Source organism: Bacteroides cellulosilyticus (genome assembly GCF_020091405.1).
Classification (GTDB): domain Bacteria; phylum Bacteroidota; class Bacteroidia; order Bacteroidales; family Bacteroidaceae; genus Bacteroides.
Genome location: NZ_CP081903.1, coordinates 2023309 through 2042069, shown reverse-complemented (window position 1 = coordinate 2042069; position 18761 = coordinate 2023309). Strand labels below are relative to the sequence as shown.

Annotated in this window: 12 protein-coding genes; 11 read left to right on the top strand and 1 reads right to left on the bottom strand. The window is 43.8% G+C overall.

Translation table 11 applies throughout. The annotated features are described in order from the left end of the window. Window positions 1-6 precede the first annotated feature (6 nt). From K6V21_RS06960 to K6V21_RS06945, 4 genes are all read left to right on the top strand, one after another. On the top strand, window positions 7-1221 hold the full coding sequence (locus K6V21_RS06960) for a THUMP-like domain-containing protein (RefSeq protein ID WP_224321338.1): 1215 nt from the start codon (window positions 7-9) through the stop codon (window positions 1219-1221). 242 nt (window positions 1222-1463) lie between these two features. Then, window positions 1464-4055, top strand: coding sequence for a xylan 1,4-beta-xylosidase (gene xyl3A / locus K6V21_RS06955; RefSeq protein ID WP_224321337.1), 2592 nt, complete (start codon window positions 1464-1466; stop codon window positions 4053-4055). 49 nt (window positions 4056-4104) lie between these two features. Continuing rightward, window positions 4105-5364 (top strand): glycosyl hydrolase family 8, encoded by a 1260-nt coding sequence (locus K6V21_RS06950; RefSeq protein ID WP_224321336.1) that lies wholly within the window; start codon window positions 4105-4107, stop codon window positions 5362-5364. Window positions 5365-5635: 271 nt separating this feature from the next. Continuing rightward, on the top strand, window positions 5636-6766 hold the full coding sequence (locus K6V21_RS06945; protein WP_224321335.1) for an aldose epimerase family protein: 1131 nt from the start codon (window positions 5636-5638) through the stop codon (window positions 6764-6766). Window positions 6767-6959: 193 nt separating this feature from the next. On the opposite strand, the gene K6V21_RS06940 is transcribed toward K6V21_RS06945, so the two are convergent. Beyond that, window positions 6960-7817 carry a helix-turn-helix domain-containing protein gene (locus tag K6V21_RS06940; protein ID WP_117986260.1) on the bottom strand — a complete coding sequence of 286 codons (858 nt, stop codon included), beginning with the start codon at window positions 7815-7817 and terminating at the stop codon, window positions 6960-6962. A 219-nt stretch (window positions 7818-8036) separates the two neighbouring features. On the opposite strand from K6V21_RS06940, the gene K6V21_RS06935 reads away from it, so the two are divergent. From K6V21_RS06935 to K6V21_RS06905, 7 genes are all read left to right on the top strand, one after another. Continuing rightward, window positions 8037-9677 carry an alpha-L-fucosidase gene (locus K6V21_RS06935; protein ID WP_224321334.1) on the top strand — a complete coding sequence of 547 codons (1641 nt, stop codon included), beginning with the start codon at window positions 8037-8039 and terminating at the stop codon, window positions 9675-9677. Between the two features lie 98 nt (window positions 9678-9775). Beyond that, complete coding sequence (locus K6V21_RS06930; RefSeq protein ID WP_224321333.1) at window positions 9776-12982, top strand: SusC/RagA family TonB-linked outer membrane protein; 3207 nt, start codon at window positions 9776-9778, stop codon at window positions 12980-12982. Between the two features lie 11 nt (window positions 12983-12993). Continuing rightward, window positions 12994-14931 (top strand): RagB/SusD family nutrient uptake outer membrane protein, encoded by a 1938-nt coding sequence (locus tag K6V21_RS06925; protein ID WP_224321332.1) that lies wholly within the window; start codon window positions 12994-12996, stop codon window positions 14929-14931. A 20-nt stretch (window positions 14932-14951) separates the two neighbouring features. After that, the gene (locus tag K6V21_RS06920; protein ID WP_224321331.1) at window positions 14952-16154 is read left to right on the top strand and encodes a DUF5000 domain-containing lipoprotein; all 1203 of its coding nucleotides are present in this window, start codon (window positions 14952-14954) and stop codon (window positions 16152-16154) included. Window positions 16155-16164: 10 nt separating this feature from the next. Beyond that, the gene (locus K6V21_RS06915; protein ID WP_224321330.1) at window positions 16165-16845 is read left to right on the top strand and encodes a DUF4998 domain-containing protein; all 681 of its coding nucleotides are present in this window, start codon (window positions 16165-16167) and stop codon (window positions 16843-16845) included. A gap of 58 nt (window positions 16846-16903) precedes the next feature. Beyond that, complete coding sequence (locus K6V21_RS06910) at window positions 16904-17290, top strand: L-rhamnose mutarotase (protein WP_224321329.1); 387 nt, start codon at window positions 16904-16906, stop codon at window positions 17288-17290. Window positions 17291-17363: 73 nt separating this feature from the next. Continuing rightward, on the top strand, window positions 17364-18752 hold the full coding sequence (locus tag K6V21_RS06905) for a family 43 glycosylhydrolase (RefSeq protein WP_224321328.1): 1389 nt from the start codon (window positions 17364-17366) through the stop codon (window positions 18750-18752). The last annotated feature ends 9 nt before the right edge of the window (window positions 18753-18761 follow it).

The following is an 18761-nucleotide window of genomic DNA, read 5'->3' as shown; positions in this document are numbered from 1 at the left end:
AGGTTTATGGAATTGAATGACGAAACCCTTCGTTTTATACGCGAACATTGCAAGGATGATGTACGCAACCTGGCTCTGCAAGCGCCGAAATATCCCGGTGTGGATATGCCTGTTGCACTGACGCAGATAGCGGGCAGACAGGCGGCGGCAGAGAAAATACCGTCCTGGCATGAGGAAGAAGGCATTCTATATCCCCGTCACCTATCGCTAGAGCAATGTTCCTCGGAAGCTACGGCACGATACAAAGCATCTATCATTCCGGAGTCTTCCTCCGGCACACTGACCGACTTAACCGGAGGCTTCGGCATAGACTGTGCTTTTCTTTCTCCGAAATTCCATCATGTCACCTATGTGGAACGGCAGGAAGTTCTTTGCGAGATTGCATCGCATAACTTCCCGTTACTGGGCCTGAATCATATCCGGATAGAAAACAAAGACGGCATCCGGCATCTGCAAGAGATGTCTTCCGTCGACTGGATATTCATTGATCCTGCCCGTCGTGACGGGCATGGCGGTAAGACTGTTGCCATTGCCGACTGTGAACCGAATGTAGCAGAGTTGGAATCCCTGCTGCTCGAAAAGGCGCAGCACGTAATGGTGAAACTCTCCCCTATGCTCGACCTGTCTTTGGCTATTCAGGATTTAAAGCACGTACAGGAAGCACACATTGTTTCTGTAAACAATGAATGCAAGGAACTTTTGCTTATCTTAGGACACAACATTGTTGCCGCAAAGAATATTCCTATCCATTGCATCAATCTGCAAACGAAGGACGGGAGGAATACAGAGACAACCGGACAGTTCTTCACTTTCACCCGCGAACAGGAACAATCAAGCCCGAGTGAATATACCGGTACTTTAGATAAATATCTGTACGAACCCAACGCGTCCATCCTCAAAGCAGGGGCTTTCCGCAATGTAACCTGCATATATAAGGTAAAGAAGCTGCATCCTAACAGTCACCTCTATACTTCCGGTGAACCGATAAAGAACTTCCCCGGAAGAAGCTTCCGGATAACGGGTATATGTACATTGAATAAGAAAGAGCTAAAAGGCGTATTAGGAGATCTAAAGAAAGCCAATATCACGGTTCGTAACTTTCCTAGTTCAGTAGCCGAACTCCGTAAACGTATCAAATTGAGCGAAGGCGGAGAAGTTTATCTATTCGCTACAACCTTGAATAATGAACAGAAGGTTCTGATCCGTTGCGAGAAAATATAAAGAAGGAACTCATATTGCAAATTACAATATCCCCCTCTGAAAAATGCCTTGTAACAGGCATTTTCCTTTTTAATGTAACCTCAGCAAAACAAGATGTAACATCCGGAAGAAATCTGTAACATAGACTCAACTATCTGAAATACGATTCTTCTTCCAAATCCTCTTTTCTGCCTATTTTTGTAATCGTCATCCACAATGACAAAACAGAAGTCTATTAATAACAATAAAAACGCACTAATACCATGAAAAGAAAACTTCAGTTGCTCACCGGAATCGGATGCCTATGTCTGTGCTTCCTTTCCTGTTCACAACCTCCCTACAAAAACCCGGCACTAAGTCCGGAAGAACGTGCCAATGATCTGGTAGGCCGACTTACATTGGAAGAAAAAGCCGCATTGATGCAAAACACATCTCCGGCCATCCCCCGACTGGGCATAAAAGCCTATGACTGGTGGAACGAAGCGTTGCACGGCGTAGGACGTGCCGGACTGGCCACCGTATTCCCGCAAGCCATCGGTATGGGAGCCTCTTTCAACAATGAACTGCTTTACGATGTATTCACCGCAGTTTCGGATGAAGCACGTGCCAAGAACACCGAATTCAGCAAAGAAGGCGGATTGAAACGTTATCAGGGGCTCACCATGTGGACACCCAACATCAACATCTTCCGTGATCCGCGCTGGGGACGGGGACAGGAAACTTACGGAGAAGATCCTTATCTCACCGGTCAGATGGGTGTGGCAGTGGTACGCGGCTTGCAAGGGCCTGAAGGAGAGAAGTATGATAAGCTACATGCCTGTGCCAAGCACTATGCCGTACATTCCGGTCCGGAATGGAACCGCCACAGCTTCAATGCCGAGAACATCGACCCGCGTGATTTATGGGAAACCTATCTGCCCGCTTTTAAAGACCTGGTTCAAAAAGCGCACGTGAAAGAAGTGATGTGTGCCTACAACCGCTTTGAAGGTGAACCCTGTTGCGGAAGCAACCGCCTGCTAATGCAAATTCTGCGTGACGAATGGGGATATAAAGAAATCGTAGTATCGGACTGCTGGGCAATCAGCGACTTCTACAACAAAGGCGCCCATGAAACCGACCCCGACAAACAACACGCTTCCGCCAAAGCCGTACTTTCCGGAACAGATGTGGAATGTGGCGACAGCTATGCCTCGCTGCCCGAAGCTGTGAAGGAAGGGTTGATTGACGAAAAACAAATAGACATCTCTCTGAAGCGCCTGATGAAAGCCCGCTTTGAGTTGGGCGAGATGGACGAACCTTCGCAAGTGTCCTGGGCACAGATTCCTTACAGCGTGGTAGATAGTAAAGAACATCGTGAACTGGCACTCCGCATGGCACGCGAGAGCCTTGTGTTGTTGCAAAACAATCAGAGTTTACTGCCTTTAAATAAAAACCTGAAAGTGGCCGTGGTAGGACCTAATGCCAATGACTCCGTAATGCAATGGGGCAACTACAATGGTTTCCCCTCACATACCATCACTCTATTGGAGGGTATCCGCGAATATCTGCCCGAATCACAGATCATCTACGAACCCGGATGCGACCTGACCTCCGACGTCACCTTGCAAAGTGTATTCCAGCAATGCAGCATGGATGGCAAGCAAGGTTTCAGTGCCAAATACTGGAACAATACGAAACAGGAAGGAACACCGGATGTAACCAATCACATCAGTACCCCCTTCCACTTCATCACCACCGGTGCCACGACCTTTGCAGCCGGCATCAATCTGCAAGATTTCTCTGCCAGCTACGAATCCGTATTCCGCCCCGCCAAGAGTGAAGATATCGCTTTCCGTTTTCAGACCCAAGGGATAACAAAACTCTCCATTGACGGCAAGGAAGTTGCCGCAGGCATGAACTTCAAAAACAATGCAAAAGTCTACACCCTCCAGGCAGAAGCCGGAAAAGAATATCGTATCAAGATTGATTTTGCTTTCCGCAACCGTGATGCCGCACTCGATTTTGACATGGGGCGTGAAGTCCCCGTTGACCTGAAACAAACTGTAAACAAGGTAAAAGAGGCAGATGTCATCATCTTTGCCGGAGGTATATCCCCGGCAGTGGAAGGTGAGGAAATGCATGTCAACATTCCCGGCTTCAAGGGAGGTGACCGCGAAACCATCGAACTTCCGTCCATCCAAAGCCGTCTGCTTGCCGAATTGAAGAAAGCAGGAAAGAAGATTGTATTCGTCAACTTCTCCGGTTCCGCTATCGCCCTGACTCCCGAATCGAAAACATGCGATGCTATCCTGCAGGCATGGTATCCCGGTCAGGCCGGTGGTACGGCTATCGCCAATGTCCTCTTCGGAGATTACAATCCGGCAGGACGTCTTCCGGTCACTTTCTATAAGAGTACGAGCCAGCTGCCCGGCTTTGAAGATTATTCCATGAAGGGACGCACGTACCGGTACATGACGGAAGCTCCGCTCTTCCCCTTCGGGCATGGTTTGAGCTATACCACATTCCGTTACGGAGACGCTTCATTGAGTACACAGGAAGTGAAAGATGGAGAACAAACCATCCTGACCGTCCCCGTGAGCAATGCAGGTGAACGCGACGGAGAAGAAGTGGTACAGGTGTATCTGCGTCGTCCGGGCGATAAAGAAGGCCCGTCGCACGCACTCCGCGCCTTTAAGCGTGTGAACATCGCCAAAGGGGTAACCAGCAATGTGACCGTATCATTAAGCAAAGAAGATTTCGAATGGTTTGATACGGAAACCAACACAATGCGCCCGATAGAAGGTGATTATGAAATACTTTATGGTGGTACGTCGGAGCTGAAACTGTTGAAGGCGATACCAGTCACTGTTAAATGATAAATTAACTACGTAATCTTGAAAATCATATAATATAAAACGTTCCTTTATGAAGAACTTATTTTACCTCCTCCTCTGCCTCATCGCCGGAACATCGTGCAGCCAGGCAGATTCGACAAAGCCCTGGAATAAAGGCGCTTTCGAAACACAGAAGTACCGGAATCTCTTCGCCGAGATAGGTTATAAACAAGCAGACATCGACGCCAAACTCCAATCCGTTTTTGACGATGTATTCTATGGCCCCGACAAAGTATATTTTGAAGTAGGCGATTCTATGGCATATATCAGCGACATCAAAAACCATGATGTCCGTACCGAGGGTATGTCCTACGGATTAATGATTGCAGTCCAGTTCGATCGTAAGGATATCTTCGACCGCCTCTGGCGATGGGGCACAAAGTACATGCAGCATCAGGAAGGCCCATTGAAAGGCTATTTCGCCTGGAGCTGCAAGACGGACGGTACCCGTAACTCCCAAGGCCCCGCCTCCGACGGAGAGCTTTACTATGTAACCGCCCTCATCTTCGCCTCCAACCGTTGGGGAAACGACACCGGCATCAACTACCTTGCCGAAGCCCAGAATATCCTGAACTGTTCCATGGAGAAAGATGGTACAGACCGTGTAATGCCTTTCATCAATGTGGAGCATAAGCTCATCACCTTCGTTCCGGACATACATGGCGGACGATTTACCGACCCGTCTTACCATGTACCCGCTTTCTACGAAGTATGGGCACGCTGGGCCAATGACGGCAGAGCTGATTTCTGGCGCGAATGTGCCGAACACAGCCGTGAATATCTGCATAAAAGTATCCACCCCGTAACCGGACTAAACCCCGATTACAACAACTACGACGGCAGTCTGTTGGGCAATAACCGCATCATCGGCGACGCTTTCCGCTTTGACTCCTGGCGCGTACCCATGAACATGGCTTTAGATTATTCCTGGACCTGTGCCGATAAAGAATGGCAGCAGGAATACGGAAATAAAATTCAGGATTTCCTTTACAGCCAGGGTATTGATACCTTTGTAGATCAGTATAACGTAGACGGCACGCAAGTAAAAGATACCCTTGGAGCCGGAGGATATAAGGCACTGAGACACTCATTAGGTCTTGTAGCCACTTCCGCCGCGGCTTCACTGATGTGTACCCACGAGAAAAGCCGTGAGTTTGTAGATAAGTTGTGGAACGCAAAGCATGAACCGTATGAGGATGGTTACTTCGATGCATACTATGACGGGCTGCTCCGCCTTTTCGCTTTCATGCACCTGAGCGGGAATTACCGGATTATCTTCCCGGAAAAGTAAAGAATAAGTAACGGACAGTTGCAACAGACTTGTAGGGGTAATATTGCCCCTACAAGCATAATATAAACACACCATTACAACAAAAAACACTAAAAGCTGCTGAAAACACCCTTCATCACTATCATAGACATCAAGAATGAACAAATAGTTTTATTTTTTGGTGCTATACTACTACGATTTCAAAACAATCTTCACTACGTTTGTGATAAGTAAAAGTTATGCATAATATAACTACTTATCACAATGCTACAGTCACTTTAATTAAAACTATATGAATAAACTGTTTCTTTTGGTATGTACAGTTCTGATAGCTGGATGTACCGCAACAACAAAAGAAGAACTGACCGAATCCGGATTGAAGCGAAGCGATTTCCAGACAGAAGTCAATGGTGAGAAAACTGACTTATTCGTTCTGAAGAACAAGAACAAGATGGAAGTGTGTGTCACTAATTTCGGAGGCCGTATCGTGTCGGTCATGGTTCCGGATAAGGATGGAAATATGAAGGATGTGGTACTGGGATTTGATTCCATACAGGACTACATCAAATATCCATCTGATTTCGGAGCAAGTATCGGACGATATGCCAATCGTATTAACCAGGGACGCTTCACACTGGATGGTATGGAATATCAATTGCCGCAGAATAACTACGGCCATTGCTTGCATGGCGGTCCGAAAGGTTTCCAATATCGTGTGTACAAAGGGGTACAAAAGAGTGACCGGGAATTGCAACTGACTTATCTGGCAAAGGATGGAGAAGAAGGATTCCCCGGCAATCTGCAATGCACCGTCACCATGAAACTGACGGATGACAACGCCATCGACATACAGTATGAGGCGGAAACAGACAAACCGACCATCGTCAATATGACCAACCACTCTTACTTCAATCTGGATGGCAATCCTTCAAAAGATAATTCAAGTTATCTGTTGACCCTGAACGCCGACCATTATACTCCGGTGGACAGCACTTTCATGACGACCGGCGAAATAGCAAGCGTTGAAGGTACTCCCATGGATTTCAGACAACCTACTGCCATAGGTGCCAACATAAACCAGGACTTCGCACAGTTGAAGAATGGAAATGGCATCGACCACAACTGGGTGCTGAATACTCAAGGAGACATAAATAAAGTATGTGCCACACTCGAATCGCCCGCTACAGGCATCGTTCTGGATGTTTACACCAACGAGCCCGGTATACAGGTTTATTGTGGTAACTTCCTGGACGGCACATTGACCGGCAAGAAGGGGATTGTCTATAATTTCCGTACGGCTGTTTGCCTGGAAACGCAACACTATCCCGACACTCCTAACAAACCGGAGTGGCCGTCGGCTGTGTTACGGCCGGGAGAGAAATATCAGAGCCAGTGCATCTATAAATTCTCGGTACGCAAATAATCGGAGCACGATTTCCGTGAGGACAATAGATTAACAATAAGAATGTTCTGTATTTCTTCCATCTCATTACCTGAACCGTACCAGGTCCGTGTCATCTCCGTATCTATACGCATGGACTTGATACGGACCAGGTACGGCCCAGACACGGACCGGATACAGTTCAGACAAGAAAACTGTTCTAAATCTCCGATTATTAATGATAAGAGTTACGATATTCCTGTGGAGTCAGCCCTGTTGTCTTTTTAAAGAGCCGGTTAAAATAAGAATAGTCATCGAAGGAGAGGGCAAAAGCCACATTCTTAACGGACATCTCATCAGTCACTAAAATAAGCTGTGCTTTCTCTATTTTCTTCTGATTGATATACTTTGAAGGAGTAACGCCAGTTTCTTTCTTGAACAGACGGATAAAATGGTCTTTCGACAAACATGAGTTTTCGGCCAATGTTGCCAGGTCTATAGTCTCGTATATGTGTTTACGTATATAAAGAATAGCTTTCTCTATCCGGTCATCTTTAGTTTCTACCTTAGCTTGCGCACGTTTCAGGAAATGTGCCAGCAACTGGTACACTATGCCACGCGACTCAACCTTGTCGCATAATGCCCGTTGCTTATTTTTCAGAAGGTTCTGCATGAGCATCGAGTTATTATCATAACTTGCAGGGTCCGACTTAGGCAAACTCATGTGAGGGTTTATTGCACATAGACGCTGAAACAAAGCCAAATCTAAATCTCCGGCAGGTATCTCAACCGGAAACTCCCACTCATCTAATAAATTAGAATCTGACTGATGTTCTTCATAAATGTGCAGGTAGTAATGACAGAAATAAGAGTTACAGATATAGCTATGCACAGTGAATGCCGGAATGAAATACAAATAATTAGGCTTTAATATCTGTATACCTCCTGATAACTGTATCTGGGCAGTTCCTTCCGTTATGTAATATAAACGTGTAAACGGACTATTTACATTCTTCCAATTCCAATCTGCATTGTGTACAGCCAAACCTACATTTAATACCAAAGGGTGTAGTTTATCAACTAATAGTGCCATAGTATATCATATTTAGTAACTCGATAAAGGTAGGTGAATTTCTTCATCATTCAAAACGATTATCGATATTCTCAATATAAAAATCGTTTTTATCCTATAGTATCAGATATTTCCCAATTATATCATCGATATTTTCCAATACAAACACTTTTTAATCCTATTGCAACTACTAATTAATACATATCTTTGCAATGTACAATAGAAACAAAATTGATACCTATGAAAACGAAAATTTTATTAGCCTCTTTAGTTCTTTCAATAGGAACCTTATCTGCCCAGAACTATCAGGTTCCGGTTTCAGAAAAGAACGAACCTATGATGAAAGGTAAATTCCAACCTACATGGGAGTCTTTGGAGAATTACCAGGTCCCTGAATGGTTTAGGAACGCAAAATTCGGAATATGGGCACATTGGGGACCTCAGTGTGTAGAAGGTTCAGGCGACTGGATGGCACGCTCCATGTATATGGAAGGAACATCAGAATATAAGCATCATGTAGAGCACTACGGACACCCCTCTGAAGTGGGATTCAAAGACATCATCCCTTTATTTAAAGCAGAAAAATGGAATCCGGATGAACTGGTTGCATTCTATAAGAAAATAGGGGCGCAGTATTTTTTCGCTTTAGGTAACCATCATGATAATTTTGACCTTTGGGACAGTAAATACCAACCATGGAATTCAAAAAATATGGGACCGAAACGTGACGTTTTGGCGGAATGGGAAAAAGCTGCACGCAAGTACGAACTTCCATTTGGTATCAGTTTCCATGCTGACCATGCCTGGACTTGGTACGAACCCTCCCAACGTTATGACAGACACGGACCTAAAGCCGGTGTTCCTTACGATGGCACTTTAACAAAAGCTGACGGCAAAGGTAAATGGTGGGAAGGATACGACCCTCAGGACCTATATGCACAAAACCATCCGATGAGTAAAGGTAGCTGGGCGGATGGCATGATTCATAGCCAATGGGCCTGGGGAAACGGGGCATGCTTGCCTACTCAGGAATACTGCACAAACTTCTATGACCGTACCGTAGATGCCATCAACCGTTATAATCCCGATCTGATTTATTTTGATGTCACCGTAGCCCCATTCTATCCAATCAGTGATGCCGGATTAAAGATTGCGGCCCACTTCTATAACCATAATATGGCAACCCACAAAGGCAAGTTAGAAGCCGTCATGTTGAGTAAGATATTGGATGAAAACCAACGCAAAGCCATCGTTTGGGATGTAGAACGCGGTGCACCCAATGAAATAATGGAGCGACCCTGGCAGTCCTGTTCATGCATTGGCGGATGGCATTACACTACATCTGTCTATGAAAATAACTGGTATAAATCAGCCTCGGATGTCGCAAAACTGTTGATTGACATCGTAAGTAAGAATGGTAATCTGCTTCTCAGTGTTCCATTACGGGCCGATGGTACGTTTGATGAAAAAGAAGAAAAGATACTGAATGAATTCGGTGAGTGGATGAATATTAATAAAGAAGCTATCTACAGCACCCGACCTTGGGAAGTATTCGGCGAAGGTCCGATAGCGGAAGCTGATATTAAAATCAATGCACAAGGATTCAACGAAGGAGCATATAGCAAAGCTACGGCACAAGAGATCCGTTTCACCCAAACCAAGAAGGATTTATATGCCACGGTTCTGGCCTGGCCGGAAAATGGAAATGTAATCATCAAATCATTAGCTGCCGACAGCAAACTATTTCCGCAAAAGATAAGGAAGGTAGAACTGCTCGGATATGGACCGGTACGGTTCAACCGCACAGCAGAAGGGCTTTCCATTAATCTGCCGGAGAAAAAGCTCAATAATATAGCTCCTGTATTCAAGATAAAGAAATAATCACTCTAACATATTAAAGTTCTGGTATACTGGTTTATTTTTTAAGCCAGTATGCCGTCACTATACCTTTTATTGACCTAATTTTTAAATCAAGAATTATGAAACATCGATTAGCCAGCCAACATTATCGGCTATCAACACAAGTTTTGAGGAAGCCTTTCCTGCTCTTGTGTATCACAAGCTTTTTCTCTTTCCCTATGGTCAATTATGTAAATGCTGCTACTGCCGGCATAAGCATAGTAAACCAGCAAAAAGAAGTAAAAGGAACTATTTACGATGAAACCAACTCACCCGTAGCCGGTGCAACAATCATCGTTAAAAACTCTACAAGAGGATGCATTACTGACATTGACGGAAAATTCACTATCTCCGTCTCAGCTGGAGATGAGTTGCTGGTCAGCTTCCTCGGGTATCAAACTGCCACAATCAAAGTGTCAGGAGAAAACAATTACACTGTACATTTAAAACCTAAAGTTGACGAACTGGATGAGGTGACAGTTGTAGCCTTTGCAAAACAAAAGAAAGAAAGCGTTATCAGCTCCGTTACCACTGTTAAACCGTCCGAACTGAAAGTACCAAGTAGTAACCTGACAACAGCACTTGCAGGTAGAATGTCAGGAGTGATAGCCTATCAGACGAGCGGTGAACCGGGAAAAGATGATGCCAGTTTTTTCATTCGCGGAGTCACAACTTTTGGCTATGCGGCAAGCCCACTCATCCTGATTGATAATGTAGAACTCACAAGTGCCGATTTAGCACGCCTGAATGTAGATGACATTGCCAGTTTCTCTATCATGAAGGATGCAACAGCCACCGCGTTATATGGAGCAAGAGGTGCCAATGGCGTGATTCTTGTAACGACCAAAGAAGGTAAAGAAGGAAAAGCAACGGTCAACATCAGAGTGGAAAACTCCATCTCTACTCCGGTCCGTACCATTGAAACAGCTGATCCGATCACATATATGCAACTTCATAACGAAGCTGTCAGAACCCGTAATCCTTTGGGAGTATTGCCATATTCCCAGTCGAAAATAGATAACACTATCAAAAATCTAAACTCTTATGCATTTCCAGCTGTAGACTGGTATGATGAGATGTTCAAGAAATACACCATGAACCAGCGTGTAACAGCAAACATCAGTGGAGGTGGTAATGTAGCAAGATATTACATCGCTGCTTCTTTCTTTAATGATAATGGTGTACTGAATGTGGACAAACAAAACAATTTCAATAGCAACATCAGCTTAAAGAAATATTCAGTCCGTTCCAATATCAATATTAACCTGACTAAAACAACAGAAGCTATCATCCGGGTGAACGGTTCATTCGACGATTACCGCGGCCCGATTGACGGTGGGGATGCGCTGTATAACAAAGTTATGAAAACAAGTCCCGTCCTATTCCCCAAAACATTCCCTAACGTAGGTGAGTATGCAAATAATACGCATCTTATGTTCGGTAACTATGGAGACGGTACTTATATAAATCCATATGCCGACATGGTGAAAGGATATAAAGATTACAGTCGTACTTCAATCGTAGCACAAGGAGAACTGAAACAGAACCTTGATTTCATAACAAAAGGGTTGAATATACGAGGCCTCATCAGTACTACCCGTTATGTGTACTCCGACGTTTCCCGCTATTACAATCCTTATTATTACTCTATGGGAGCTTATGATCAGTCGAAGGATGCCTACAGCCTGACTTTACTAAACCCTAATGGTGGTACTGAATATCTGAATTATAATGAGGGAGCTAAAGATGTTACTACCACCAACTACATGGAAGTTGCCATGAGCTACAACCGTGATTTTGATGAACATGGTGTCAGTGGCATGTTGGTATTTACGCGACGTACCCAACAGAACAGCAATGCGGGCGACCTGCAAAAATCATTACCATACAAAAACCAAGGATTATCAGGAAGATTCACCTACTCATACGACAAACGTTACTTCGCAGAATTTAACTTCGGATACAATGGCTCCGAACGTTTCGCCCAGAATGAACGTTACGGCTTCTTCCCTTCTTTCGGTATAGGTTATTTGATGTCAAACGAAAAGTTCTGGAAACCACTTGAAAAAACAATCAGTAAACTAAAATGGAAGTTCACATACGGGCTTGTCGGAAATGATGCCATTGGCGACTCTAATGACCGTTTCTTCTATCTGTCCAATGTCAATATGAATGATGAAGGCAAAGGACAGGATTTTGGAACCAACTGGGGAAATCATATTAACGGTATCACTGTCAACCGTTATGCCAACGAATTAATTACCTGGGAAAAAGCTAAAAAAATGAATATCGGTATTGAGTTAGGCTTATTCAACAAACTGGAAATCCAGGCAGATGTATTCTATGAAAAACGAAATAGTATCCTGATGACCCGTTCATTTATTCCCTCCACTATGGGGCTGACAGCAGATGTACGTGCCAATGTAGGAGCAGCCTCAGGTAAAGGTATCGACATGTCTGTTGATTATTCACATTCCATCAACAAAGACTTGTGGGTTACCGGACGTGCTAACTTCACTTATGCAACAAGCAAATATGAAAAAATAGAAGAACCGGACTATCTGGGCGCAGGTACTCCCTGGAGAAGCCAGGCAGGACAGAAATTAAGCCAGCGATGGGGATTCATTGCAGAACGTCTGTTTATCGATGAAGCGGATATCGCCAACTCACCGGAACAAAACTTTGGCGGTAAGCTTATGGCAGGTGACATCAAATATAAAGATATAGATAAAGACGGCGAAATAACAGAAGCTGATAAAGTGCCCATAGGCTATCCAACCACTCCCGAAATCACCTATGGATTCGGATTATCTGCAGGATATAAGGGGTGGGACCTCTCCGCCTTCTTCCAAGGCAACGCACGCTCATCTTTCTGGATTGATCCCAACCGTATATCACCATTCATCGACACAGATGATGATAACAACACGCATTCACAAAATGCCTTATTAAAAGTCATTGCGGATAGCCACTGGTCGGAAGCGAACAGAGACATCTATGCTTTTTGGCCACGTTTAGCCAACGAAAGCATAGCTAACAATACACAATCCAGTACCTGGTGGATGCAGGATGGTTCATTCATGCGCCTGAAATCTCTGGAATTAGGATATACCTTACCCGAAAAGTGGACCCGAAAAGCCCATATCAGCAATGTCCGCATTTACCTGAACGGAACCAACCTTCTCACATTCAGCAAATTTAAACTGTGGGATCCGGAAATGGGTGGTAATGGCCTTGGATACCCTATCCAAAGAGTATATAATATTGGTTTGAGTGTTAACTTTTAAAGAATATGAATATGAAAATACGAGAAATACTTGCTATTCTGGCAGTAAGCACACTATGTGGATGTACAGATTTTCTGGATGTTGTGCCGGATAATATAGCAACCATTGAAATGGCATTCAATAATAGGGCCAACGCGGAAAAATATCTGGTCACTTGTTACTCACGCATTCCATTGTATGGCAATCAACATGAAAACCCGGGATTGACCGCAGGTAATGATATTTGGTATTATACCATGGAAGATCATTATTTCAGTAACACGTGGGCATTTGGTATAGCCAACGGATTACAAAATGTCAGCGACCCGATTAATAATTACTGGGATGGTATTAAAGGCGGAAAACCTTTATACCAAGCCATACGTGACTGTAACATCTTTATTGAAAATGTTTCGGACAGAAGCCGGGTTACTGACCTGAATGAAACGGACAGGAGAAGATGGATTGCTGAGGCAAAAACACTAAAAGCTTACTATCATTTCTATTTATTTCAGTTATATGGTCCTATACCTATTGTAGATGTCAATCTCCCCATTTCTGCCACCGAAGAGGAGGTGCGTGTAAAACGAGACAAGGTAGAAACCGTTGTCGACTACATAGTAAATCTGATAAATGAAGCCGCTGGAGATTTACCTTTGAAAATTCAGAATGAGGCTACTGAGATGGGACGTCTCACCCAACCTGCCGCTTTAGCCATCAAAGCCAAAACATTATTATTAGCAGCCAGCCCACTCTTCAATGGAAATACAGACTATGCCAACTTTAAAGATTGGGACGGAGAGCCTTATTTCCCACAGGAATATAGTACCAATAAATGGAAACTGGCGGCCGATGCCTGTGAAGAAGCACTCAAAACAGCAATAGAAGCCGGTCATGGACTTTATAATTTCAAGGAAGAATCACTGACCAAACTGCCTGATGGATTGATGCAATCTATGAACGTGCGACAAGCTGTGACAGAACGCTTTAACAGAGAACTTGTATGGGGATGCGGTAAATCGCATACTCGTGATTTACAATGCCACTGTCAGCCAAGATTAGCCGCTTATCAGATTGAGAAAGAATATACATGCAGAGGAATGTACGCTCCTACTCTCGACATTGCAGAAATGTTCTATTCCAGTAATGGTGTGCCTATTGAGGAAGATAAAGAATGGATCAGCAGCAATGACTATAGTGAACGTTATCAAGTGGCAACAGCTACTGAAGACAATAAATATTTTGTCAGAGAAGGATATCAGACAGCCAAACTTAATCTTAACCGTGAACCCCGTTTTTACGGAACCTTAGGATTTGACGGGTCAAGTTGGTATGGACATGGCAGGAATAATCCGGATGATATGTATTATCTGGAAGCAAAGAAAGGCCAGGTCAGCGGTCAATCTTCCCTTGCACTGTATTCCATCACCGGATATTATGCAAAAAAGCTGATTTACTACAAAAATATCATTTCTGAAACGTCAGAGGTCATTGAAGAGTATCCATTCCCCATCGTCCGTCTGGCCGATCTGTATCTGATGTATGCGGAAGCACTGAATGAAGCAACTGAAAACGGAGAATTTGTACCGGCAGAGGTTTATACCAATATTGACATTGTAAGAGAGCGTTCCGGCTTAGAAGGTGTAGTCGATTCCTGGAAGAAATATTCCACCAACCCCAATAAGCCATCCACCAAAGAAGGTATGCGGGAAATCATACGTAAAGAACGCCAGATCGAATTGGCTCTCGAAGGTATACGATATCATGACCTACGCCGCTGGAAACTTGCCAGAAGTACCTATAATAATACTTCTGTAAGAGGTTGGAGCATCGATCAGGAGAATACGGAAGATTACTACGTAATTCGCAATATCGCTCAAAAGAAATATAGCCAGAAAGACTATTTGTGGCCTGTAAAATATGATGATATTATTAAGAATCCGAATCTAAAACAGAATCCGGGATGGTAATAAGAAAGGAGAACATTATTATGAAGAAATTTTATATACTAATCAGTTTATTCACATTCCTGTTAATGGGATGCGAAGAGGATAATCTGCATAAACCTTATGGACCGGATGACGGTATAGTTCCGGGAAAAGTAGAAGTGCTGTCATATACCCCGACTGCCGGTGGTGCCATTATCAACTTCAGGAGTCCGGACAATGAGGATCTTATGTATATCGTTGCTAGATACAAACTGGCATCCGGAAAGGAGATGGAAAGCCGTGTATCTGCATACTCCAGCAGTTTAAAGGTTGAGGGTTTTGGCGACACGGAAGAAAAGCAAATCACATTCTATGCTGTAGACCGTAAAGAAAACATCGGAGAACCGGTCAACTATAATATAGTCCCTCTCACCCCTTCTTATATTGAAGCATACAATACCCTGGAAATGAATGAAACTTTCGGAGGTATTGCAATATCCATGCAGAACCCTTCTGCAAGCGATCTTGCCATAGAGGTAATCACTCCGGATTCACTCAATCAGTGGTCTACGGCTCAGACTAACTATACCGCAGCCAAGAAGATCAATATCACCGCACGCGGATATAAACCGGAAGAAAGAATGTTCGGAGTAATCGTCAGAGACAGATGGGACAATGCAACCGATACGGTATTTGCCACTGTAACACCCTGGGAAGAGTATGAACTGGATAAAGGTAAATTCAACGAAGTAATATTGGACAACGATATCCCAATGAATGCATGGGGACATTGGATGGCCAAAATCTGGAACGGTAGTCATAACTACGGTGATTCATGGGATATGGCTCACTCTCCACAAGACAATCAGACAATGCCTATCTGGTTTACATTCGATTTGGGAGTTACCACTCATCTGAGCCGCTACTTGTATTGGCAACGTCTTGAAGACTCCTTCATATACCAGCACGGGAATATGAAAGAATGGGAAGTCTGGGGACGCGCCGACAAACCAGACCAAAGCGGAAGTTGGGATGGCTGGACCTTGCTGACCACATGTGAAAGTTACAAACCTTCAGGATTACCTGCAGGACAGTTCTCCAACGAGGATAAGGAATACGCCAGTGCCGGTGAAGAATTCATATTCCCGACAGATGCTCCTGCTGTACGCTATATCCGTTTCAAAGCATTAAGTACATTCACAGGAGTTAAATTTATTCATTTAATGGAAGTTACGTTCTATGGAAAACCAGTTGAAAACAAATAAGAAAAGCTTTATGAAACATATAATTATCACACTTTGTGTAATTGCCGGGATCTGTTCATCCTGCGATGATATGTTAGACAATATTCAGCCTTATCTGGATGCCGGAGAGACCATCTATGTAGGGAAAGTTGATTCACTAACCGCTTCTTCCGGCAGAAACCGGATATTGCTGAAAGGATTCTATATGTATGGAGTGACTCAAAAGAAATGTGTCATACGATGGCAGTCACAAGATGAAGAAGATAAATCATTGGAACTGAACGTCATACGGGATAACACCATCGATCCATTCGAAGTCATCATTAATGATTTGGACGAAGGACAATACGAATTTTCGGTTACTACGTATGATGCCAAAGGCAATTCTTCCATTGAATCCATGATTGAAGGCTATGTATACGGAGACCTTTATGAGAGTAACCTTACCAACAGGAAAATGGACAGGTTATACATTGATGAGAATGATGTTGTTATATCGTGGAGGCCTGCAAACAATGCTTTGAAATGTGAAATGCATTATACAGGTGTCACCGGTGAAGAAAAGATGATTGAAATCCCAATAACAGAAACAGAAACTCGTATAGAAGATTGTGACTTGACAAAGGTATTACGTTGGCGGACAGTCTATCTACCCGAGGAGACAGCTATTGACTATTTCTATTCAGAATTCACGGAAACAACGATCCCTTAAGGTAACAACAAGAGATAAAAAGATTGATTTCAGGATAACAATTAAAGTAAAATTAGTTATGACACATAATCAGGGATACACAGTAAAACAACACGCTGTACCTGTAAAAAGGTATTGCCAGACATTAAATCTAAAAAATAATCCGGAACTCATTGCTGAATACCGTAAGATTCACAGCCGGGAAGAAGCCTGGCCGGAAATAAGAGCCGGCATTCGTTCAGTAGGTATTTTAGAGATGGAAATCTATATATTAGGTTCCCGGTTATTCATGATTATAGAAACACCGCTTGACTTCGATTGGGAAACAGCAATGGACAGGCTTTCTCATTTACCCAGACAAGCAGAATGGGAAGAGTATGTATCCAAATTTCAAGAGTGTGTACCTACAAGCACTTCGGCAGAGAAATGGAAATTGATGGAGCGAATGTTTCATCTATATGAATAGTAAGAATTCTGATAGAAAAGCTTTACTTTGCTTTTTCTTAAAGTAGGTGTAACCCTAAAACGATTATAATATTATGAAGAAAAGTCTTTTTACCAGTTTAATGTTAGGGGTTCTGATTTCAGAGCCAATAACAGCGCAGACAGAAGCAAGCAATCCTTTCGGCAATGCCTTGATACCTGATATGATTGCAGATGCAAGCATTCAGGAAATAGACGGAACGTTCTATTGTTACGCTACCACTGACGGATATGGCCGGGGATTGGAAACTTCGGGACCGCCTGTGGTATGGAAATCAAAGGACTTTGTTCATTGGAGCTTTGACGGTACTTATTTCCCTTCTGCCGCGAAAGAAAAGTACTGGGCACCCAGTAAAGTTGTTCCTGCTAATGGCAAGTACTATATTTATCCGACAATAAACGGATATATGTATCCCGCAGTAGCGGATAGTCCGGATGGTCCTTTCATGCTGGCCCGTGGAAAGGATGAGTTTCATAAACCTTTCACGACTTCCACCTTATTACAAACAGAAGATCCCGGAGGCATTGATGCTGAGGTGTTTATTGATGACGACGGTCAGGCTTATGTGTTCTGGGGACGCAGGCATGTGGCTAAACTTAATAAAGACATGATAACGGTGGATTCGGACATTCAAATGATCTCCACTCCCCACAAAGAATATTCCGAAGGACCCATTTTCTTTAAAAGAAAAGGAATATACTATTATTTATACACCATTGGAGGAGACGAAAAGTATCAGTACGCCTATGTGATGAGCAAGATTTCTCCAATGGGACCGTTTGAATTTCCCAAGCAGGATATCATTTCCACGACTGATTATAAGAAGGGGGTCTTCGGCCCGGGACATGGTTGTGTATTCAGTCCGGAAGGAACGGATGATTATTATTTCGCTTATCTGGAGTTTGGGCGGCGTAGTACAAACCGGCAAACTTATGTAAACCGATTGGAGTTTAATGAAGACGGCACCATCCGGCCTGTCGAACTTAGTCTGGAAGGAGTGGGCGCTTTGCGGAAGGTAAAACGGGAGAAGAAAATAAAGGTAGACACCATTTATGCGTCCAGTATAGCAGAGGCTTTGCACATCAAACCGATGAAGGATACTTTGTGCCGCCGAACAGAATATTTCGTTCCCGCTTTTGCAGCAGACGGGGCCAATGGCTCGCGGTGGATGGCGGCTGACAGGGATAATGAAAGCTGGATTGTTGCAGATTTGGGAACAACCAGGAAGGTGCGCCGCAGTGAAGTCTACTTTGTGCGTCCCACAGCCGGACATGCCTATCTGCTTGAAGGTTCGAACGATGGAAAGGTATGGGAGGCTTGTGGAGGACATGAAGATATAAGAATACAGTCGCCGCATACGGATGCACCAGGCAAGAAATACCGGCATCTCAGGATAAAGATATCAGAGGGCGTAAAAGGAATTTGGGAATGGAATATTTACTAATAAGAAGTT

Coding starts and splice junctions, on each gene's coding strand:
- K6V21_RS06960 (WP_224321338.1), top strand. CDS start 7: ATGGAATTGAATGACGAAACCCTTCGTTTTATACGCGAACATTGCAAG.
- xyl3A (WP_224321337.1), top strand. CDS start 1,464: ATGAAAAGAAAACTTCAGTTGCTCACCGGAATCGGATGCCTATGTCTG.
- K6V21_RS06950 (WP_224321336.1), top strand. CDS start 4,105: ATGAAGAACTTATTTTACCTCCTCCTCTGCCTCATCGCCGGAACATCG.
- K6V21_RS06945 (WP_224321335.1), top strand. CDS start 5,636: ATGAATAAACTGTTTCTTTTGGTATGTACAGTTCTGATAGCTGGATGT.
- K6V21_RS06940 (WP_117986260.1), bottom strand. CDS start 7,817: ATGGCACTATTAGTTGATAAACTACACCCTTTGGTATTAAATGTAGGT.
- K6V21_RS06935 (WP_224321334.1), top strand. CDS start 8,037: ATGAAAACGAAAATTTTATTAGCCTCTTTAGTTCTTTCAATAGGAACC.
- K6V21_RS06930 (WP_224321333.1), top strand. CDS start 9,776: ATGAAACATCGATTAGCCAGCCAACATTATCGGCTATCAACACAAGTT.
- K6V21_RS06925 (WP_224321332.1), top strand. CDS start 12,994: ATGAAAATACGAGAAATACTTGCTATTCTGGCAGTAAGCACACTATGT.
- K6V21_RS06920 (WP_224321331.1), top strand. CDS start 14,952: ATGAAGAAATTTTATATACTAATCAGTTTATTCACATTCCTGTTAATG.
- K6V21_RS06915 (WP_224321330.1), top strand. CDS start 16,165: ATGAAACATATAATTATCACACTTTGTGTAATTGCCGGGATCTGTTCA.
- K6V21_RS06910 (WP_224321329.1), top strand. CDS start 16,904: ATGACACATAATCAGGGATACACAGTAAAACAACACGCTGTACCTGTA.
- K6V21_RS06905 (WP_224321328.1), top strand. CDS start 17,364: ATGAAGAAAAGTCTTTTTACCAGTTTAATGTTAGGGGTTCTGATTTCA.